Here is a 19029-nt window from a genome sequence, read left to right on the forward strand (position 1 = left end):
GGCTGAAGTCGCCATCCTTGCTCCCAACGTTGGTATTGACCAGCACGTCGAGAGGCGAGACTGTCGCATCTCTAACTGGCCCAACTGTCGCATTACTAAATAGCCCTTACAGTGCAATCTGGCATAAGATAGCTTATGGAACATCTAGGCGGTTTGCGGGCTGTTGTGTTTCGACCTGAAACCGCGGTTTCCGCTGATCATGGCACGCGAGGCGATGACCGCGGCTACTCACACCTTCAACAGTGCGGGTCTGACATTCCGGGCAGAATTGTTTCTTGTTATCGTCCTCACCTGGATTGGAAAAAACGGTTTATGGACGGGCACTAGTCTACCACTTTTGGATGCGTTGCATTTTAATTTCAGTTATGTCTAATGTATCGTTTGGCGTGGCATTGGGAGGCCGTGCCGCGCTCAAAAGATGCGGCATGCGTAACATACGGCCTGTCTTAAATCAGCTCAGCACTGTAGGAGGGAATAAAATGAAAACGATTCTTATCGTCACGACGGCGCTTGCGTTCGCCGCCTCCGCTCCCGCATTTGCCGATCCTAAAGGCACTGCGACGACAACCACCAGTGAACAGGGACATAGCGGAAACCCACCACACAACGATAACGGGACTACAACGACTACCACAACGACCGGACCGAGCGGGCAGGTGGATAACGGCAAGACCGACTGCAACAATTGCTCGACGACAACAACAACGACAGGACCGGGGAACAAGTAAACCACGATGATTGCGACAAGGTGGGGCGGGGAAACCGCATGCCTCCGGTGAGGACCCGTCTGGCGAAGGGAGAGGGTGCGCGGACATTTATTGGGAAACCCGCCCCCTCTTACCTAGGCGCGTGTAATTTGCACTCGGCTTCTCTGAGTCGGCATTCCGGAAGGTGATCGTGCCACTCGCCGGCTCGAAGAACGATCTTGGTGGGGCCTTTACGCGATAGGGTTCAGCGAGGCTTTCACTACCGCCGGACAATCAAGGAGTGGCCCTCTGGCCGCCATAGCCGTTTAAGAAAGCAACGAACGAACGTTCCGAGGCATGCAACAACCCAGATATTGTTGTGCTTCATTGCACGGCTTAAAGCAACAAAAGTTGGAAAATCGAACGGGCAACGCCGTGGCTTGAGTGGCCTGCGCTAAAAGCCGTGCTGAATAACGCCTTCTCATCACTCACTCACCCGGCTTCAATGCCGAAACCGCACTCTGCAGCCACGCCGGAATATCCTACTTGGCGTGCAGCACCCGCCACACATCGACGTGGTCGGCTCGTTCAAGATAGAAGATCACATAAGGAAAACCCTTCACGTCGTACAGCGCAGATCGGGCGGACCGAGTTCATATGAGTAGCGCAGTGAACCCGATGCAGGATGCTCTGCGATCAAAGTTCAGGTCGATTGCAGTGCATCGATGAAGCCTACCGCTATCTGCGCCCGGCGTACGAGCATAATAAATCCACGGCATTCTCCCCGCGAGCCGACTGGCGGGGGACGATAGGTTTCGCGATCACTTGGAGCTTTGTTTCGTTGCCCGCTCGCGCAAGCTATCGAAATAGCTGGTATCAATGGGTTCGGTCGTCTCGGACGACGCGCCCTCAAGTAGAAGATTGCGAAACTGCTGCCGATCCTTGTCGCGACGGATGAGTTCGCGCACATACTCGCTGCTCGTGCCATATCCTCGACTGGCGACCTGCTGGTCGACGAAGTGCTTCAGATTGTCCGGCAGCGAGATATTCATCGTGCTCATGAGACCAGGATAATCAGCATGGCAAAATTTGGCAACGCCTGGCCCTCATGCGGAGGCGCATCTCGCGGTCGGCGAGGACACGATGTCCGGCCTCATCCATTGAAGTCGATATCGCTCACCTTCCGGGAAACGCGGACGTTCCAATCCCGTAGAGCATCGCACGCCTCGGCTCGCGTGGGTGCGCCGATGCGTCCGCCGAACACCTGGCATTTGAGAGCCGCCGCCATGGACGACAATCGCATCGTCTCTTCGATCGGCATGCCTTCTGCGATTGCCAGCGCGAAGGCGCCGTGGAAGATGTCGCCCGCCGCAAGTGTATCGATTGCTCTCACCTTTGGCGCGGCAAGGTGACGGATGTCGCCGCTTGCATCGTCGAACCACAGAGAGCCGTTTTCGCCAGCCGTAACGCTGATGAAGGCATGTTCGAATTTCCGCTTCAGCAGGCCAACGGTCTCAATGAGATCTGCCGTCCCGGCAAGCCGCTCGGCAGCTGGCTGCGAGAAGACGATGTGGCTGGCGGCCGGCGCCAGCGTCTCGATGACGCCCTCGCCGGCAACGTCGCCGTCGAGAACCGCCGGTTTGCCGGCCTTGCCGGCTGCAAGCAGCGCCCGCAGCGCAAGCTTCGGCCATCGGACATCGACAAGCACCGCGTCGAAAGCAGACATCTCCTGCTCGGTGACCAGCCTCACTGTATTGTGGAGCCGCGCGTCGTAGAAAGGTACGATCAGGCGCTCGCCCTCATCATCGATGAGGATCGTCGAGACGGCCGAGCGGGCGCCCTGCACAACCGTCATGCCGCTCGTGTCTATGCCGTCATTCCCGAGGTCGGAAAGGATGCGTTCGCCCGTGGCATCGTCGCCGACCGCGCCCCAGAGGCTGGCATGGCCGCCAAGCCGGGCGACGGCGAATGCCGCGCTCGACGCCATGCCTTCGGCGATCTGCAGCATTTCGTAAGGCAGGATCTTGCCCTGGCCGGTGGGCAGCGAGCGCACGCGGAACAGGGTGTCGAGCACCGCCGCGCCAATGCAGAGCACGCGGCGTGGCGGACCTGGCGGCGGCTCGAAGGCGGAAGAAACCGTCAAAATCTCCGTCTCACCTGCTCACTTGACGGCGCCTGCCGTCAGGCCCGCCACGATCTGCCGCTGCGCGAACACCGTCAAGATCAGCACCGGCAAGGTGACGATTAATGCGGCGGCCGCGAGCGGTCCCCAGCTGACCTGTTCGAAAGACAGCATGTTGTAGACGGCGACCGGCAGCGTGCGTGTCTCGCGGCTGGCGAGCACGATGCCGAAGACGAAGTTGTTCCAGGAAAAGATTACCGACAGGATAAAGGCGACGACGATGCCGGGCCTTGCGATCGGCAGGGCGACCAGGCGGAAAACCTGCCAGGGTGTGGCGCCGTCGATGCTCGCGGCCTCTTCCAGCTCCATCGGCGTCGTCTCGAAATAGCCGATCATGATCCACACGACGATCGGCACGGTGACGACGAGATGGATGATGATCTGCGGCATCAGCGTGCCGAGCAAGTTCAGCCATTGGAACAGCAGGAAGAGCGGGATCAGGAACGACAGCCCCGGCGTCATGCGCGCGATCATGATGACCATCGCTGATTTCTCCGCCTTCAGACGCGCGATGCCATATCCGGCCGGCACGCCGATCAACAGCGCCAGAAGCGTGGCGCTGCCGGTCACCAGCAGCGAATTCCAGAGATAGAGGAAGAAATTGTTCTCCTCGAAGACCTTCACATAGTTCGACCAGGCGAAACGCTCCGGGATTAAGATCGGCGGATAGGCGCCGTTGTCGATCTCATATTTCAGCGACAGCGAGATCATCCAGAGGAAAAACAGGACGACCGGCGAGATCATCACCAGCGCAACGAACAGCAGTCCGATGCGATCGAGCGTCTTGCGCTTCATCAGCGTGCCTCCCCGTCAGACCAGTTCACGCGCTGCCGGATCATCATGAGGACGAAGGAGAGCAGCACGATGAGGATGAAGAAGACGACCGCCATGGCCGAGCCGTAGCCGATGTCGTAATAGGCGAAGGCGGTGTTGTAGAGATAGATGTTGATCGTTTCCGATGCCGTGCCGGGACCGCCCTGGGTCATCGCATAGATGATGTCGAAGCTCTTCACCGCATCGATGCTGCGGATGATCACCGCGATCATCAGGAACGGCGCGATCATCGGCAGCGTCAGATAGCGGAATTTCTGCCAGACATTGGCGCCGTCGATCTCAGCGCTTTCGTAGGGCTCGCGCGGAACCGCCGCCAGGCCGCCGAGCACGATCAGCATGACGAGCGGCGTCCACTGCCAGCTTTCGACCAGCACCAGCGAGGGAATGACGCTGCGCTGATTGTAGATCCACTCCTGCGGGCCGATGCCGACGAAGGAGAGGAGATAGTTGAGCACGCCGAGCTGCGGATGGTACATCATCGTCCAGACGAGCGCGATGGCGACGGGGGTCGCCATCATCGGCATCACGAATATGCCTCGAATGAGGCCGCGCAGCGGGAATCGGGCATCGAAGATCAGTGCGGCGAGCGTCCCCAGGAAAAGGGGAACCAGCACGGAGAGCGCCGTATAAAGCACCGTATGCCACAGCGACTCCCAGAAGCGCATGTCGGTGGCGAGTCTGATATAATTGTCCAGCCCCGCAAAGACCTGCGACTGGCCGAGCGTCCAGCTGTTGACGCTCATCCACACCGTAAACACCCATGGAAAGACGATGACGGCTGAGATGACGATGAGCGCCGGGATGACGAAGGGCCAGTAGTTGGGAGCAAACCGATCCGGTTTGCTCCTTCCTTTCGACGCCTTGGCCATAGCGGCCGTTTCGATGCCTGCCGAGGCCATTATCCCTCGCTTTTCGCCAGGACGGGTTCGAACTGTGCCGTCGCCGTCTTCAGTTCGGTTTCAGGATCGGCGCCGCCGATCATGTTGGTGAGACCGACGCCATAGATGTCGCGGAACTCGGTGACCGGTATGATGACCGGCAGGGCGAGCTGCGAGATCTTGCCGGAGCCGGCAACGGCATCCAGCCATGTGCCGGGCATCTTGACGCCTTCGCGGACCTTCGCATCCTCGAGCACGGACTGGCGGAACGGAACGCCGGCGCCGGCCTGCAGCAGGCGTGCGCCCATATCGTGCGAAATCGCCCATTGGCAGAACAGGTAGGCGGCTTCCTTTTTCTGGCTTGCCGCGACGACGCCGAGGCCGTCGCCGAAGGTGCCCGCGGCCTGCGCCTTCGGTCCTTTCGGCATGACGCCGTAACCGACCTGGCCGACGACACGCGACTTTTCCGGATTTTCGATCGGCGGGGCGAAGCCGACGCCATCGAGCCACATGCCGATCTTGCCCTGCAGGAAGGCCGACTGCGCCTCGGCCCAGTTGAAGCCGGAAACGCCGGGAGGAGCGGTCTTGGTCATCAGCCTCTGATAAAGCTTGGCCGCGTCGATCGCTTCCTGCGATGTCGTGCGCAGCTTGCCGTCCGGGCCGAGCGGGCTCGAGCCATAGCCGAGCAGCAACGTCGTCCAGACCGGGGTGTTGGCGTTCTTCAGGCCGCGGGCGACGAAGCCGTAGGTATTGGTCGAGGGATCGGTCAGCGCTTCTGCGGCACTTGCCAGTTCTTCGAAGCTCGTGGGGTAGGCAAGCCCCTTCTTCTCGAACAGCGCCTTGTTCCAGTAGATGATCCAGTAATCGACGGAGAAAGGCAGCGAACGCAGAACGCCGTCGGCATCCTTGGCGAAAGCGAGGCCTGCTTCGGCGAAATCGCTTTCCACCAAGGAGGGATCGGTCAGCGAAGCGTCCTTGAGGAAGCCGCTGATATCGGCAAGCCAGCCACCTTTCTCGAACTGCCGCTTTTGGACGTGGTAGCTCAGGTGCACGACGTCGAAGCTCGGTTTTCCGGAGCTCAGCTCGATGGTCGTCTTCTGGCGTTGCTGCTGTTCGGGCGTTGCTTCGGCATTGACCTTGATGCCGGTGAGCTCTTCGAACTCGGACAAATACTTGGTCAGGATTTCGCTGCGCGGGCTCTTGACCAGATTGACCTCAAGCGTGGTGCCGGCAAAGCGCTTCCAGTCGACCGCGGCGGCGGCCGGCCGCATACCGAGCATGCTGCTGGCCCCAAGAGCAGCCGTGCCGGCCAGAAAGCCGCGCCTCGTCGGGTTGAAGAATGATGACATGTAATCCTCCTCCTTTTGCCGGCGATCTCCTCATCTCCGGCTGTTCATTCTCGATTATATCCTCAGCGCACGATCCCTTGCACCGTTGATGTGTGCGACAAGGCTGTTGACGGCGTCCTCCGCCGAACGTCGTTCGATCGCCTCGAGCACCTTCAGGTGCTCGCCCATGACGGGTCCGACGTGACCGTCGATGCGAAAGCGGTCCTGGCTGATCAGGCGCATCTTGATCGAGTTCACGCGGTAGGCGTTCGAAATGATAGTATTGCCAAGGGCGTCGATAAAGGCATCGTGCATGCCCCAGTCGACAGCCTGCGCGCGCAGCTCCAATTCGTGCGAGCCGTCGCCGCTGCGGATGGCGTCGGCGATATCGCGGTGCTGCTTCAAGAGCTTTGCGATCGTCTCATCCGACGCGGATCGGGTGAAGAGGGCCACGGCTTCCTTCTCCAGGAACACGCGCAGCTGGAAGGCCTCGCGGATGAGGTTGAGATCGATATGAGCGATCTGCAACCCCCGCTGCGGCACCGTCTTGATCAGCCCTTCGGCTTCGAGCCTGGGGATGAGTTCGCGGATGGCGCCGAGCGGCAGCCCCGTCAGTTCCACGAGGCGGCGCTGGGACACGAACTGGCCGGGACGCACGTCACGTGCAAGGAGGTGGCGCGTGAAGCTCGCATACGCCTTTTCCCGCAGTGTCGGCTGCTCCTCCGTTCCGTCCATCGCCGTCTCCAGAAACATGCCCGACCTATGCGGCTTTCGAGCGGAAAAGATTATCGAATGCCAGAGCGAGCTGCGCCCGCGTTTCGCCAGATATCGAAGTAAGCGGCGGACGGACCGCGATCCATGTCTCCTCCGACGTCGTGCGCGCGACCATCGCCTTCACGGCCGGAACGACAGGATGTTTCAGCAATTCAAGGACGAAATCGGCAACGCGGTTATCATCCCTGCCCTCCTCGGCCATCGGCTTGAGTTCGCGGGGCACGAAATTCGCCATGCCCGAGATCGCGCCCTGGCCGCCGAGCCGCACGGCCCTTGCGAGGTGCCGCTCGTCGCCGACCAGGATGATGAGATCACTATGCGCTTCGAGAAGCGCTTCCGTATAAGGCCAGTCGCCGGAGGAATCCTTGACGCCCGTGACGATATGGGGAAAGGCGGTCCGCAGCCGACCGATCAGCGACACACTCAGCGGCACCATGGTGAGCGAGGGAAGATTGTAGAGTATGATATCCCGCGCCGCGTCACCCAGCAGGGCGAAAACGGCGGAAAACCACTGGAAGACGCCGTCGTCGCTGACGTTCTTGAAGTAGGAGGGCGGGGCAAGAAGGATGTTGCGGGCGCCCCTGGACAGAGCCTGACCGGCCTGCATCGCCGCATCCTCTGCGGCATCGACCAACACGCCGACAATAATGTTGCCAGGCGCAATGCCGGCATCGAGAAAGGCGGCTAGTGTACGTTCCCGTTCGCCGTTCCCGATGGAGGAACCCTCGCCCGTCGTCCCGAACAGCGTCACGCTGGAGCATCCGGCGGCAAGGCAGCGCCGCGCCTGCGCGATCATCGCCTCGATCGCAATATTGCCATCGCTGTCGAACGGCGTGGCGAGAGCGACGGAAAGCCCGAATCTTGATGTCAACTTTGATCCTCCCAGCTAATGGGTCAGGTGTAGCAGACTGACATGTTAGTTGTAAAGGACTGATCATCGGTGTCTTGGCGGCTTTCACTTCACTCAGATAGAATCACATTGCCCGCCGGCAAGGTCGTGCGTCTGCAATTTACCTCGGCAGATGTCTTTACGACTTGAGGACTAGGTAACATCGAGAAGGTGGATCTTGCCTGGTCGCATGAATGAGCACCGGATCGAGACGCCCGCCGAAGCCCGACAGGCCGACGGCGTGCTTCAAACGGGCGCGGATGGTCCGAAGAAGGTTCGTGGCGGTGCAATTCCATTCAGGTCAGAGCGCCTTCGACGGCCGGATGCTTTGCGCCGGCTAGACCGGCTCCGCGGCGTCGCTCCGGGCCGCCTGGCGCATGGCATGGACGAAGGCGAGTACGAAAATGATTGAGAGCACGAGCACGATGGTCGGTGCGGGTGCGCTGTCGATGAAGAAGGACAGGTAGACGCCCGTGAAGGAGCCGGTGACGGCGATGGCGATCGATAGGACGAGCATGGTGCTGAACTTTCGGGTCAGCAGGAAGGCGATGGCGCCCGGCGCGATCAGCATGGCGATCGAAAGAATGATGCCGACCGCCTGCAGGGCGCCCACGATGGTCAGCGAGATGAGCGCGAGCAGGCCGTAATGCAGGAGACCGATTCTCAGCCCCACCGCCTTTGCCTGCGTCGGGTCGAAAGCGTGCAGCAGGAAGTCCTTCCACTTGATGCCGAGAATGCCCGCCGTGACCGCGGCGACCACGGTCGCCTGCGCAATATCGCCCCACGAGACGCCGAGCATGTCGCCGAACAGGATATGGTCGAGATGCACGTCGGTTGGGATTTTGACGTAGAGCACAAGGCCGAGCCCGAACATGCCGGAGAAGACCGTGCCCATCACCGTGTCTTCCTTGATGCGGCTGTTTTCTTTGAGGAAGCCGGTGGTGATGGCGCAGAACATGCCGGCGGCGAAGGCGCCGACGGCATAGGGAAAGCCGACGATATAGGCAATGACGACGCCGGGAAAGATTGCGTGGCTGATCGCGTCGCCCATCAGCGACCAGCCCTTCAGCACCACGAAGCTGGACAGAAGCGCCATCGGCACGGCGACGAGCACCGAAATGACAAGCGCATGGACCATGAATTCGAACTGGAAAGGCGAAAGCAGCGTTTCGATGATCGTCATCGTCCGGCCTCCAGGGCCTGCCCGGCCCTCCTGCGTGCGGCGAGCATTCCGTGCTTGGGGGCGAAGACGAAGGCAAGCAGGAAGATTGCCGTCTGCAGCACGACGATGATGCCGCCGGTCGCCCCATCGAGGAAGTAGCTCGCATAGGCGCCTGCGAAGCTGGTGATCGAGCCGATCGCCACCGCGATGAGCAGGAGCCGCGGAAAACGGTCGGTCAGCAGATAGGCGGTCGCGCCCGGCGTCACCACCATGCAGATGACGAGGAACGCGCCGACCGTCTGCAACGCTGCGACGGTGGAGGCGGAAAGCAGCGTGAAGAACATGATCTTGAGCACGGTCGGGTTGAGGCCGATCGAGCGGGCATGACTCTCGTCGAAGAAGGTGACCATCAGATCCTTCCACTTGACGAGCAGGATGGCCAGCGACACGAAGCCGATGATGGCAAGCTGCAGCGTATCCTCGGGCGTGATGGCGAGAATGTTGCCGAGCACGATCGTCTGGATGTTCACGGCGGTCGGCTTCAGCGACACCATGAACAGGCCGAGCCCGAAGAAGGAGGAAAAGATCAGGCCGATGATGGCGTCTTCCTTCAGCTTGGTGCGCTGGTTGAGGAAAAGCATGGCGGCGGCGGCAAGTCCGCCGGAGAAGAAAGCGCCGATCGAGAAGGGAAGCCCGAGCATATAGGCGCCGGCTACACCGGGGACGATCGCATGGGAGAGCGCATCGCCGATCAGCGACCAGCCCTTCAGTATCAGGTAACAGGAAAGAAAGGCACAGACGCCGCCGACGAGGGCCGATACCCACATGGCGTTCAGCATGTAGTTGTAGGTGAAGGGCTCGGTGAGAACGGCCGTCATTCCCAGTCTCCGCCTTCGCCATCCGATGCGCCTGTCGTCGCCTTGCCTTCGCGAAACACGAGGGGCCGTTCGTCGTCGCTGATCAGGCCGATGGATGTCGGTCTGGCGCTTGGGGCTTCGTTCAGCACGAAATGGCGCAGCACACCGCCGAAGGCCTTCTCCAGGTTTTCCTGGGTGAAGGTCTCGAAAGTCGGCCCGTAGGCGAGCACCGTGCCCTTGATCAGGATCGTCCGGTCGCAGAATTCCGGCACGGAGCCAAGATTATGCGTCGAAACAAGCATAACCCGGCCCTCATCTCGAAGTTCGCGAAGCAGCTTAATGATCTGTTCCTCGGTCTTGACGTCCACGCCGGTAAATGGCTCGTCGAGCAGGATGACTTTTCCGTCCTGCGCCAGCGCGCGGGCGAGGAAGACCCGCTTCTTCTGGCCGCCGGAAAGCTCGCCGATCTGCCGCTTGCGGAATTCGCTCATGTTGACGCGGGCAAGTGCCGCCGACACCGCCTGATGGTCGGCGGCCCTGGGAATACGCATCATGCCCATATGTCCGTAACGGCCCATCATCACGACGTCCTCGACCAGAACGGGGAAGTTCCAGTCGACCTCTTCCGACTGCGGCACATAGGCAACGAGGTTCTTGCGCAGCGCGTCCTTGACCGGCATGCCGAGCACCCGGATATCGCCCTTGGCAAGGCGGATGAAGCCCATGATCGACTTGAAGAGGGTCGATTTTCCCGAGCCGTTGACGCCGACCAATGCGGTGATCGTGCCGGTGGGGGTGACGAAACTCGCGTCCCGCAGTGCCGTATGACCGTTGCGGTAGGTGACGGTCGCGCCGTCCACCAGAATCCCGCTCCCCTCGAAGCCGGAGGCGGCCTGCTTCTGCCGGCCGAGTTGAACACTCATCGAAACACCCCCATGAACACATGAATTAGACCCCGCCCGCGGGCGAGGTCCCTGTCGCCAGATCAGGACGAGGACGCCAGGCCCTTGGCGATGGCTTCCGACGTGACCTTGAGGAGATCGAGATAGGTCGGAACCGGACCATCGGCCTCGCTCAGCGAATCGACGTAGAGAACGCCGCCATATTTGGCGCCTGTCTCACGCGCCACCTGTTCGGCGGGCTTGGACGAGATCGTGCTCTCGGAGAAGACGACGGTGATGCCGTTTTTCCGGACGGCGTCAATCACCTTGCGCACCTGCTGCGGCGTTCCCTGCTGATCGGCATTGATGGGCCAAAGGTAGAGCTCCTTCAAACCGAAGTCGCGGGCAAGATAGGAGAAGGCGCCTTCGCTCGATACCAGCCAGCGCTTGGCCTCGGGTACGGCAGCAAGCCGTGCCTTGATGGGCTCGACGGTCGCCTTGATCTTCTCCTTGTAAGCCTCGGCATTCGCCTTGTAGATTGCGGCATTGGCAGGATCGTACTTCACGAAGGCATCGCGGATATTGTTGACATAGATCAGTGCCGCCGCCGGCGACATCCAGGCGTGCGGGTTCGGCTTGCCCTGATAAGGTCCTTCGGCAATGCCCATCGGCTCGACGCCTGTCGAGACCACCACTTCAGGCACGTCCTTCAGATTCTGGAAGAACTTCTCGAACCAGCGCTCCAGATTGAGGCCGTTCCACAGGACGAGCTGCGCACCCTGGGCGCGCTGGATATCGCCCGGCGTCGGCTGGTAATTGTGGATCTCGGCGCCGGGCTTGGTAATGGATTCGACGACGGCCGCGTCACCCGCAACGTTCTTGGCAATGTCGGCGATGACGGTGAATGTCGTCACCGCCTTGAATTTTTCCTGCGCTGATGCCGGAACGACTGTCAGCACGGCCGCAAACGCCGCTCCTATCATCCCCGTCAGGATCGACTGTCTTACCTTATCGAGCATGAATATCTCCGGTGCTATTAAGAGTTAATTGCAGTTGGCGGTTCGAGCCTTCCCCGTGACGCTGCAAAGAGATGACTCCAGTCTCTCCATATTCTGCAATTGCGAATGAATTGCAATAAAGATTTCGCAGTCGGATGCAAATGATTGCGACGCCGCCTATAGGATGGTTTTAAATTGGCAGTGACGCGGCTCGATCCTCATGCGCGCGGACTTTTTGCGGATCGAGATGCGAGCCCCATGATATGCCAATGCAGCCGCGTCGGGGATATGACGCGGTAGCGCCTATTCCCGTGAGAAAAGAGGTTCGGGCATGTCTGAGCAAAGAGGTTGGCGTATGAAACATGCACTAGTGACGGGTGGCGGTCGCGGCATCGGTCTTGCGGCCGCCTTGGCGCTTCGGGACGCAGGCTATTGTGTGACGGCGACCGGGATCGATGCCGCCGAAATCGATGCCATGCCGAAGAGGGAAGGACTTGCCGGCGTCGTGCTCGACGTGCGCGAGCAGGCCGCCGTCGAGAGGCTGATCGCTTCCTTCGACAGGCTCGATGCGCTCGTCAACTGCGCCGGCCTCATCCGGCGCGGAGGCGCGGAATTCGATCCCGCCACCTTCGCGGAGGTCATCGACGTCAATCTCTCGGGCACGATGCGAGTTTGCGTCGCGGCCAAGCCGCTGCTGGCGCGAGAGGGCGGCGCGATCGTCAATACCGCTTCCATGCTGTCCTTCTTCGGCGGACCTGCCGTGCCTGCCTACACCGCCAGCAAGGGCGGCATCGCACAGCTCACCAAATCGCTGGCCGTCGCCTGGGCGGCGGACAAGATCAGGGTCAACGCGGTGGCGCCCGGCTGGATCGCCACCGAGCTGACCCGTCCCCTCTACGAAGACGCGAGCCGAGCAGAGCCCATCCTGCAGCGCACGCCGATGCGCCGCTGGGGCAAGCCAGAAGACGTCGCCGGCCCCATCGTCTTCCTGTGCTCGGAAGCGGCCGGCTTCATGACCGGCGTCATCCTGCCTGTCGACGGCGGCTATGCCGCAGCTTGAAAAGAGAGAGGATCCATGGCCTATCAATCTGTCCACCCTATGTCGCCGCCCGAGATCGTCGTCGCGGCGGTTCCCGAAGATGAACGGCTCTGGGTTCCCCAGGCCCCCGACGTCTGGTTCCGCCCGCTGATGCTGAACACGCTGCAGGGCGGGTGGTGCAATCTCCTGCGGGTGCGGCGCGCCGGCATTCTCAGCCGTCATCGGCACCCCGGACCAGTCCACGGCTATGTCATCAAGGGCCGCTGGCGCTACCTCGAACATGATTGGATCGCCACCGAAGGATCCTACGTCTTCGAACCGCCGGGCGAGACCCATACGCTGACCGTGCCTGACGATGTCGAGGAGATGATCACCTTCTTCAACATTTCAGGCTGTATGTACTATGTCGACGAAAACGGCGATCACACCGGCTTCGAGGATGTCTTCACCAAGATCGACATGTGCGCCGCCCATTATCAGAAGGTCGGCCTCGGCGCCGATTTCGTGAAGCAGTTCGTCCGATAGGGCGAGGGTGAAATCCTCACCACTCCCGCCGCCGAAAACGGCGCGAAGGGATGCCGCTTATGCAAGCACTTTCCGCGCTACACGAGCGGGATATTCTCGCGAAAGATGATCCGTGGCTCGATGTTCTTCAAAGATAAGGTCGGCGTGCTTGCTGCGATCGAACCGAGAAGCCTTATGACCACCTGCTCGCCGATCAGGCGCGCATTCTGGTCGATCACGACGTCGATCAGATCTTCGGCCAGCCATGTCCGCGTGGCGTCGGTGAGGTCATGCATGATCACGAAGGGACGTCTTGTTCCTGTCGCCGCTTGCAGGACTTCGGCGATGCCAGCCCTGCCTGCGCCGACACAATAGACGCCGACGAGATCAGCGGTGTCGCGTAGTATCCGTTCCATCGCCGGCCGGGACAGCTTGTTCTCGTCACGGGTTTCGATTGCAGGAAGGATCGTCAGATACTTGAACTGCTCCTCCAGCAGGGTCCGGAATCCATATTCCCGCTGTTGGTGCCCATGGAGCGTTCGCGATCCGAGAAAGAGGCCTATCGATCCCGTCGCCCTCCGTGACATGAGCCCCATAATCAGCGCCGCGGTTCGGCCCGCCACCAGGTTATCGACGCCGACGAAAGCGGAGCGTGGGGTCGAGAGAACGTCCGTCACGATGGTGACGACGCGGACGCCGGATTCGCACAGGCGCCGGATTGCGTGCCGCGTTTTGGGATGGTCTACGGTAATTACCCCGACGCCATTGGTTTGGAGCGGAAGATCTTCGAGCGCCGTCACGAGCGCGTCGGGATCAATGCCGTCGAGCGCCGTGACATTGCACGACGCCACGAGCGGCAGGGACGATGCGAAGGCTGTGATCTTCCTGGCGACATCCTGCATGAACGAGTTGTGCCCGAACGGAATGAAGAACTCCAGATGCGCCGGGCGGGAAGGCAACGCGAGCATTCCCTCGCTCGGGAGATAGCCCAGTTCCTTTGCTGCGCGAAGCACCCTCTGGCGATTGGCTGCACTGACGCCTCCGCGGTCGTTCAGTGCCCGATCGACCGTTGCAGTCGAGAGACCGGACTTTCGAGCGATATCCGTAATCGTCGCTTTCTTCATGATCTCCCTCAGGCTTCCACCGAAGATGCCGCATACTGCAAAATCCATCATCACATCAGCAGACACGACTAAATTACATCATCGAAGGTTCTCCCGATACGAACTCATAACCTGCGTAAAAATCTTACTTTTTTTGGAAACCTGCTGCCACCGGTATCATAAGAACCAAGAATCTTCTGATGTAATTTGATGTGATATCGAGTTGCGGACGTCCAACCCACGCGCCAGGCTCGGTATCAGCAGCTGCATCACGGCTTGAAGGTAATCGCCGCGGGTTCGCTGCTCGACATGATGGGCAAATAACGTCTGGAGGAACAAAGGGGTGACGGGTTCGGAGCGAGGCAGCACACATGAAACCTGCGCGCGTGACACCGGTCGAGCCGTCTTCCGCACCTGCCATTTGTCCTCAAAGCCAGAGGCGATCGCATGAGCGTTCATTCCACCGATGTCGAAAGGGTTGGGCCGGATCCAGTACCCCCTCGCGATTACAGCTTGACCGGGCCTTCCTCTCTGCGAGCCGTTGAGGCCGGCCTTGCTGCGGCCGAATGGTACCATACCGAAGTGCCGCGCAAGCTGATGAAAGAATTAATGCAGCGCAGCGATCAGCCGGCGATCCGCGACACGATCCTATGGGCCATTCTCCACGTGGCTTTTGCCGCTGGCGGCATCTGGTTCTGGGGTAGCTGGTGGGCGGTGCCGTTCTGGTTTGCCTATGGGGTGATGTATGGCTCGGCCTGCGATGCGCGCTGGCACGAATGCGGCCACGGCACCGCCTTCCGCACCCGCTGGATGAACGACGTGCTTTACCACATCTCTTCGTTCCAGGTGGCGCGCAATCCGGTGAATTGGCGCTGGAGCCACGCCCGCCACCATACCGATACGATCATCGTCGGTCGCGATCCCGAGATCGCCTGGATGCATCCGATTGCGCTGACGCTGAAAGCGCTTGCCTATACCGGCGTGGTCGAGGTCTGGCAAAACCTCAGGACCCTCGCTCGTAATGCGGCCGGGACCCTTTCGCCAGACGAGAAGGACTATGTGCCCAAAAGCGAATGGCCGAAAGCAGTGTTCTGGGCGCGGGTGCATATGGCAATCTACGCCGCCGCTGTGCTGAGTTCGATCGGCATGCTTATGGTCGGCGCAGGCTGGAAGGCCACGATCCCACTTATGCTGATCGGCGGTCCGCGCATCTATGGCTGCTGGCATATGGTGATGACCGGGCTCCTGCAGCACGGTGGGCTTGCGCAGGATGTGCTCGACCATCGGCTTAACTCGCGCACCGTCTATATGAACCCGATCAGTCGCTTCATTTATTGGAACATGGGCTATCACGTCGAGCACCACATGTTCCCGATGGTGCCTTACCATGCGTTGGCAAGGCTGCACGAGGCGATCAAGCACGACCTGCCGCCCGCCAACACCTCGATCTGGGACGGTTATCGCGAGATGTTTCAGGCGATCATGCGGCAGAGGCGAGAGCCCGGCTATTACCTCAAGCGTACCTTGCCGCAAGGGGCCAAACCTTATCGCGAAGAGCTGCATGCGGCGGTGCCGGAAAGATCCCCAGCATGATCGCGCGCCATCAGAGATTTCCAATCAACATCGAGACGAGGATGATATGCCCTGGGTAGCTGCCTGCGCCGAAGACGAGATCGACAAGGAAGACGTTTTGGGCTGGGTCCATGGCGGACGGAGCTTTGCTATCTTTCGGAGCCCTGACGACGAATTCTTTTGCACCGATGGGCTCTGTACTCACGAACAGGTGGAGCTCTCAGACGGACTGGTGCTCGACTATGTGATCGAGTGTCCGAAACACAATGGCCAATTCGACTATCGCACAGGAGAGGCCAAGCGCTCGCCTGCCTGCGAGAACCTGCGAACCTATTCTGTCCGTCGCGAGCACGGGCAAGTCCTGGTGTTGGTTGAATGACAGAGGTTACGAGACATGTGAACCGGGGTGTCACATCACGCCGTTTGCCTACGGTGGCGGACCTGCGCGCCTGGAAAGGTCGGCGCCAGTTGACCATGCTGCGCTATTTCAGCCTCGATGAGGCGGCAGCCGCCGAAGCAGCGGGGATCGACATCGCTTCCGTGCCGGCCGAGATCGTCCTTGATCCGCGCTACCGCGCGGTTGCCCCGACGGTCTTTTCGATGACTGGGCAGACCCATCTCGAGATGGGTACCTCGGACGATTATCTCCGCTGGTGCGGCAATGCGCTGAACCGGGGCGCCGACGCAGTCTACTGTTCGGGCTCGCGGAGGACGGTCGAAAAGCTCTCCCGTGAATATTTCCCCGTCGTTGGTCACGTCGGGCTGGTTCCTACCCGCGCCACGTGGAGCGGTGGCTTCAAAGCGGTCGGAAAGACTGCCGAGGCGGCGCTGCGGCTCTTCGAGGAAGTCAAGGCCTATGAGAGCGCCGGTGCCTTCGCGGTCGAAATCGAGGTCGTGCCTGCGGAGGTTGCGGCCGAGATCAGCAAGCGAGTCGGAATCCTGCTATGGTCGATGGGCGCCGGGCCGGGTTGCGACGCGCAATATCTCTTCGCCAACGACATACTGGGCTACACCGAAGGTCATGTTCCGCGCCACGCCCGGGCCTATCGCGATTTCGGTGCGGAATATGCGCGGCTGCAACGCGAGCGGGTCGCGGCTTTCAGCGAATATGCCGCGGATGTCGCCGACGGCACTTTCCCGCAGGACCGCCATCTGATCCGCATGGATCCGCGCGAACTGGAGAAATTCATCGACGGGGTCGATCGGCAATGAGGAGGCCGACCGAGCCAACACGTCGCTCGTAACACCACAGATTTCACCGGCCGGAAGGAGTATAGAGACCGGCCACCAACGGGAGGAGACAGGACATGCTGAGACGAACTTTTCTGGGCGCGGTGGCCGCATTGGCGCTGATGCCAGCAGTTGCAGTGGCGCAGGGTGCCCCGAACAAAACCTTTTACTGGATTTCGCACGGCTCGCCGACCGATCCGGTCTGGACCTACTTTCTTCAGGGAGCCGAGAAATTCGCTGCCGATACCGGTGTGAAGGTGAACACCTCGTTCCATTCGAATGACGTACCGAGCCATCAGGAAGCCATCCGCGCCGCCATTGCCGCCGGCGCTAACGGTATCTGCACGACGAGCCCGGGGCCTGGCACTTTGGTGGACGTTGTCAACGAGGCCAACCGGGCGAACATTCCGGTCATCAACTTCAACACCAAGGACCCGGCGCCGGCCTGGAGAGCCTATGTCGGCGTCGATCTCAAGGTCGTCGGCCGCACCTGGGCGCAGTATCTGGTCGACCATAAGCTGGTGAAGAAGGGCGATTTCGTCTGGATGCCGCTCGAAGTTCCGGGCGCAGGCTACGGCGAAGAGGAATCGGCGGGTGCCGACGAAGTCTTCAAGCCGCTCGGGATTACCTGGGAAATCCAGGACGCCTCCTACGACCAGGCGGAGGCCATCAACCGGATGACCGACTACGTCACCGCCAACCGCAAAAAGATCAATGCCGTCATCGGTCTCGGCGATCTCGTAACCGGTTCGATCAAACGCGTCTGGGATCAGGCCGGCATTGCCAAGGGCGAGATTCCGGTGGTGGGATGGGGCAACTCATTAGATACGACCTCAGAGGTCAGCGAAGGATATGTGAATGCCGGCATGTGGCAGGATCCATTGGCGACGTCCTACATGTGCCTTTCGGCGCTGATGTCTGAAGCGAGCGGTATTCCCATCAACTTCGACATCATCACCGGTGCACTCTACGAAGCCGACAAGGCGCCTTTCTACGCCAAGATCATGGGCGGCAAATAAGCATGCCATCTCGGCATCCGCGGTACTTTACCGCGGATGCCCGTTCCAGCCCCAAAGCGAGTGCGCACCATGATCGAGCAAAGCAGCGATGCTCTCACCCCGTCACCTGAAAGACCGAGCCTTGTCAGGGCCTTTATCGCCTATCCGGAATTCGGGCCTTTCGTCCTTCTGATCGCGATGCTGGTTGTCTTCACGGCGATCAACCCCGCCTTTCTGTCGCTGATCAACATCGGCAATGCCCTCACTTTCACCGTCGAACTCGGCCTCATCGCCCTGGCGATGACGCTTCTGATGACCGCTGGGGAATTTGACCTTTCGGTCGGCTCCGTCTTCGGCTTTGCCCCCGTGGTGATGTGGACATTGTTCAACGCGGACCTGCTTCCCCTGCCGCTCGCGTTCCTTGCGGGAATGGCTGTCGCTCTGGCGATCGGCCTTTTCAACGGCCTCTTTGTCACCCGTCTCGCTATCCCTTCATTCCTGGTGACGCTGGGAACGCTGCTGGTCATCCGCGGCACGGCCTTGTGGCTGACGGCAGGCTTTCCGCAGCGCACCTGGAACGCCGGCGAACAATGGTTGGCGCAATTGCTGGTCGGCGACTTCTATATCGGAAACCTGCGTGTCTTCATGAGCCTGATCTGGTTCGTGGCGCTGGCATTGGCGCTCCACTACGTCTTGACCCGCACACGGTTCGGTAACTGGATTCAGGCGACAGGCGGGAATCCCAATGCCGCTCGAAACCGCGGCGTGCCGACTGCCAGGGTCAAGGTGATCCTGTTCATGCTGTCGGCGGCGATGGCGGCCTTTGCCGGCATCGTCTCGTCGATCCGGGTCTCGGCCGCCAACCCGAATGCCGGAACGGGCTATGAGCTCGAGGTCATCGCGATGGTTGTGATCGGCGGCACAGTGTTGACCGGCGGCCGCGGGACGATCCTCGGGACCATGATCGGCGTGCTGATCCTGCGACTTATGCGCAACGGGATCGTGCTGATCGGGGTGCCCGGTCTCGCCTACAACATCTTCATCGGTGCGATCATCCTGGCGATGATGGCGCTCCATGCCGGCCTCGAACGCCGGCATAATACGGGGATCTGAG

The 19029-nt window shown here is 60.7% G+C and carries 20 protein-coding genes and 1 pseudogene; 8 read left to right on the plus strand and 13 right to left on the minus strand.

From position 1 onward, the window contains the following. Positions 1–479: 479 nt before the first annotated feature. A complete protein-coding gene (locus QWJ46_RS25785) occupies positions 480–728 on the plus strand; it encodes a hypothetical protein (RefSeq protein ID WP_302754796.1) in 249 nt (82 codons plus the stop codon). 500 nt (positions 729–1228) lie between these two features. Here QWJ46_RS25785 and QWJ46_RS25790 read toward each other — a convergent pair. From QWJ46_RS25790 to QWJ46_RS25845, 12 genes and pseudogenes are all read right to left on the minus strand, one after another. After that, positions 1229–1511: pseudogene (locus QWJ46_RS25790) on the minus strand (type II toxin-antitoxin system RelE/ParE family toxin). Next, positions 1508–1747 (minus strand): type II toxin-antitoxin system ParD family antitoxin, encoded by a 240-nt coding sequence (locus tag QWJ46_RS25795; RefSeq protein ID WP_302754797.1) that lies wholly within the window; start codon positions 1745–1747, stop codon positions 1508–1510. Before QWJ46_RS25795 ends, QWJ46_RS25790 begins: the two are co-directional and overlap by 4 nt. Positions 1748–1839: 92 nt before the next feature. After that, positions 1840–2829 (minus strand): sugar kinase, encoded by a 990-nt coding sequence (locus QWJ46_RS25800; protein WP_302754798.1) that lies wholly within the window; start codon positions 2827–2829, stop codon positions 1840–1842. Positions 2830–2847: 18 nt separating this feature from the next. After that, a complete protein-coding gene (locus QWJ46_RS25805; protein WP_302754799.1) occupies positions 2848–3663 on the minus strand; it encodes a carbohydrate ABC transporter permease in 816 nt (271 codons plus the stop codon). Further along, positions 3663–4601, minus strand: a complete 939-nt coding sequence (locus QWJ46_RS25810) for a carbohydrate ABC transporter permease (protein WP_064807399.1) — start codon at positions 4599–4601, stop codon at positions 3663–3665. Before QWJ46_RS25810 ends, QWJ46_RS25805 begins: the two co-directional genes overlap by 1 nt. Beyond that, complete coding sequence (locus tag QWJ46_RS25815) at positions 4601–5929, minus strand: ABC transporter substrate-binding protein (RefSeq protein ID WP_064807397.1); 1329 nt, start codon at positions 5927–5929, stop codon at positions 4601–4603. The genes QWJ46_RS25810 and QWJ46_RS25815 overlap by 1 nt, the downstream gene beginning before the upstream one ends. Before the next feature lie 54 nt (positions 5930–5983). Next, positions 5984–6661 (minus strand): GntR family transcriptional regulator, encoded by a 678-nt coding sequence (locus QWJ46_RS25820; RefSeq protein WP_302754805.1) that lies wholly within the window; start codon positions 6659–6661, stop codon positions 5984–5986. 7 nt (positions 6662–6668) lie between these two features. Then, positions 6669–7553 carry a dihydrodipicolinate synthase family protein gene (locus QWJ46_RS25825; protein WP_302754806.1) on the minus strand — a complete coding sequence of 295 codons (885 nt, stop codon included), beginning with the start codon at positions 7551–7553 and terminating at the stop codon, positions 6669–6671. Between the two features lie 355 nt (positions 7554–7908). Then, positions 7909–8754, minus strand: a complete 846-nt coding sequence (locus QWJ46_RS25830) for a metal ABC transporter permease (protein ID WP_302754808.1) — start codon at positions 8752–8754, stop codon at positions 7909–7911. After that, positions 8751–9611 carry an iron/manganese ABC transporter permease subunit SitC gene (sitC, locus tag QWJ46_RS25835; protein ID WP_302754811.1) on the minus strand — a complete coding sequence of 287 codons (861 nt, stop codon included), beginning with the start codon at positions 9609–9611 and terminating at the stop codon, positions 8751–8753. Before sitC ends, QWJ46_RS25830 begins: the two co-directional genes overlap by 4 nt. Continuing rightward, a complete protein-coding gene (locus QWJ46_RS25840) occupies positions 9608–10513 on the minus strand; it encodes a manganese/iron ABC transporter ATP-binding protein (RefSeq protein ID WP_302754814.1) in 906 nt (301 codons plus the stop codon). Before QWJ46_RS25840 ends, sitC begins: the two co-directional genes overlap by 4 nt. 62 nt (positions 10514–10575) lie before the next feature. Continuing rightward, entirely contained in the window at positions 10576–11490 is a 915-nt protein-coding gene (locus QWJ46_RS25845; protein WP_184459899.1) for a metal ABC transporter substrate-binding protein, read from the minus strand. Positions 11491–11824: 334 nt separating this feature from the next. On the opposite strand from QWJ46_RS25845, the gene QWJ46_RS25850 reads away from it, so the two are divergent. Both QWJ46_RS25850 and QWJ46_RS25855 read left to right on the plus strand, forming a co-directional pair. After that, positions 11825–12529: an SDR family NAD(P)-dependent oxidoreductase gene (locus tag QWJ46_RS25850; protein ID WP_302754816.1), complete on the plus strand. Its 705-nt coding sequence runs from the start codon at positions 11825–11827 to the stop codon at positions 12527–12529. A 15-nt stretch (positions 12530–12544) separates the two neighbouring features. Then, positions 12545–13033: a 2,4'-dihydroxyacetophenone dioxygenase family protein gene (locus QWJ46_RS25855; protein WP_184459901.1), complete on the plus strand. Its 489-nt coding sequence runs from the start codon at positions 12545–12547 to the stop codon at positions 13031–13033. Between the two features lie 77 nt (positions 13034–13110). On the opposite strand, the gene QWJ46_RS25860 is transcribed toward QWJ46_RS25855, so the two are convergent. Next, entirely contained in the window at positions 13111–14136 is a 1026-nt protein-coding gene (locus tag QWJ46_RS25860) for a LacI family DNA-binding transcriptional regulator (protein ID WP_302754819.1), read from the minus strand. A 426-nt stretch (positions 14137–14562) separates the two neighbouring features. Between QWJ46_RS25860 and QWJ46_RS25865 the strand changes: the two genes are divergently transcribed. From QWJ46_RS25865 to QWJ46_RS25885, 5 genes are all read left to right on the plus strand, one after another. After that, positions 14563–15708 carry a fatty acid desaturase family protein gene (locus QWJ46_RS25865; RefSeq protein WP_302754821.1) on the plus strand — a complete coding sequence of 382 codons (1146 nt, stop codon included), beginning with the start codon at positions 14563–14565 and terminating at the stop codon, positions 15706–15708. Between the two features lie 46 nt (positions 15709–15754). Continuing rightward, on the plus strand, positions 15755–16066 hold the full coding sequence (locus QWJ46_RS25870; protein ID WP_184459904.1) for a MocE family 2Fe-2S type ferredoxin: 312 nt from the start codon (positions 15755–15757) through the stop codon (positions 16064–16066). Beyond that, positions 16063–16899: a 3-methyl-2-oxobutanoate hydroxymethyltransferase gene (locus QWJ46_RS25875; RefSeq protein ID WP_302754823.1), complete on the plus strand. Its 837-nt coding sequence runs from the start codon at positions 16063–16065 to the stop codon at positions 16897–16899. Before QWJ46_RS25870 ends, QWJ46_RS25875 begins: the two co-directional genes overlap by 4 nt. Before the next feature lie 95 nt (positions 16900–16994). Further along, positions 16995–17936, plus strand: coding sequence for a substrate-binding domain-containing protein (locus QWJ46_RS25880; RefSeq protein WP_184459906.1), 942 nt, complete (start codon positions 16995–16997; stop codon positions 17934–17936). A gap of 69 nt (positions 17937–18005) precedes the next feature. Next, a complete protein-coding gene (locus tag QWJ46_RS25885; RefSeq protein WP_184459907.1) occupies positions 18006–19028 on the plus strand; it encodes an ABC transporter permease in 1023 nt (340 codons plus the stop codon). The last annotated feature ends 1 nt before the right edge of the window (position 19029 follow it).

The organism is Rhizobium sp. CBN3, assembly GCF_030518245.1.
Lineage (GTDB): Bacteria > Pseudomonadota > Alphaproteobacteria > Rhizobiales > Rhizobiaceae > Rhizobium > Rhizobium aethiopicum_A.

Bases quoted from the DNA above. Each gene is read 5' to 3' on its own strand.
- QWJ46_RS25785 (WP_302754796.1), top strand. From the start codon at position 480: ATGAAAACGATTCTTATCGTCACGACGGCGCTTGCGTTCGCCGCCTCC.
- QWJ46_RS25795 (WP_302754797.1), bottom strand. From the start codon at position 1,747: ATGAGCACGATGAATATCTCGCTGCCGGACAATCTGAAGCACTTCGTC.
- QWJ46_RS25805 (WP_302754799.1), bottom strand. From the start codon at position 3,663: ATGAAGCGCAAGACGCTCGATCGCATCGGACTGCTGTTCGTTGCGCTG.
- QWJ46_RS25810 (WP_064807399.1), bottom strand. From the start codon at position 4,601: ATGGCCTCGGCAGGCATCGAAACGGCCGCTATGGCCAAGGCGTCGAAA.
- QWJ46_RS25815 (WP_064807397.1), bottom strand. From the start codon at position 5,929: ATGTCATCATTCTTCAACCCGACGAGGCGCGGCTTTCTGGCCGGCACG.
- QWJ46_RS25820 (WP_302754805.1), bottom strand. From the start codon at position 6,661: ATGTTTCTGGAGACGGCGATGGACGGAACGGAGGAGCAGCCGACACTG.
- QWJ46_RS25830 (WP_302754808.1), bottom strand. From the start codon at position 8,754: ATGACGATCATCGAAACGCTGCTTTCGCCTTTCCAGTTCGAATTCATG.
- sitC (WP_302754811.1), bottom strand. From the start codon at position 9,611: ATGACGGCCGTTCTCACCGAGCCCTTCACCTACAACTACATGCTGAAC.
- QWJ46_RS25840 (WP_302754814.1), bottom strand. From the start codon at position 10,513: ATGAGTGTTCAACTCGGCCGGCAGAAGCAGGCCGCCTCCGGCTTCGAG.
- QWJ46_RS25845 (WP_184459899.1), bottom strand. From the start codon at position 11,490: ATGCTCGATAAGGTAAGACAGTCGATCCTGACGGGGATGATAGGAGCG.
- QWJ46_RS25850 (WP_302754816.1), top strand. From the start codon at position 11,825: ATGAAACATGCACTAGTGACGGGTGGCGGTCGCGGCATCGGTCTTGCG.
- QWJ46_RS25855 (WP_184459901.1), top strand. From the start codon at position 12,545: ATGGCCTATCAATCTGTCCACCCTATGTCGCCGCCCGAGATCGTCGTC.
- QWJ46_RS25860 (WP_302754819.1), bottom strand. From the start codon at position 14,136: ATGAAGAAAGCGACGATTACGGATATCGCTCGAAAGTCCGGTCTCTCG.
- QWJ46_RS25865 (WP_302754821.1), top strand. From the start codon at position 14,563: ATGAGCGTTCATTCCACCGATGTCGAAAGGGTTGGGCCGGATCCAGTA.
- QWJ46_RS25870 (WP_184459904.1), top strand. From the start codon at position 15,755: ATGCCCTGGGTAGCTGCCTGCGCCGAAGACGAGATCGACAAGGAAGAC.
- QWJ46_RS25875 (WP_302754823.1), top strand. From the start codon at position 16,063: ATGACAGAGGTTACGAGACATGTGAACCGGGGTGTCACATCACGCCGT.
- QWJ46_RS25880 (WP_184459906.1), top strand. From the start codon at position 16,995: ATGCTGAGACGAACTTTTCTGGGCGCGGTGGCCGCATTGGCGCTGATG.
- QWJ46_RS25885 (WP_184459907.1), top strand. From the start codon at position 18,006: ATGATCGAGCAAAGCAGCGATGCTCTCACCCCGTCACCTGAAAGACCG.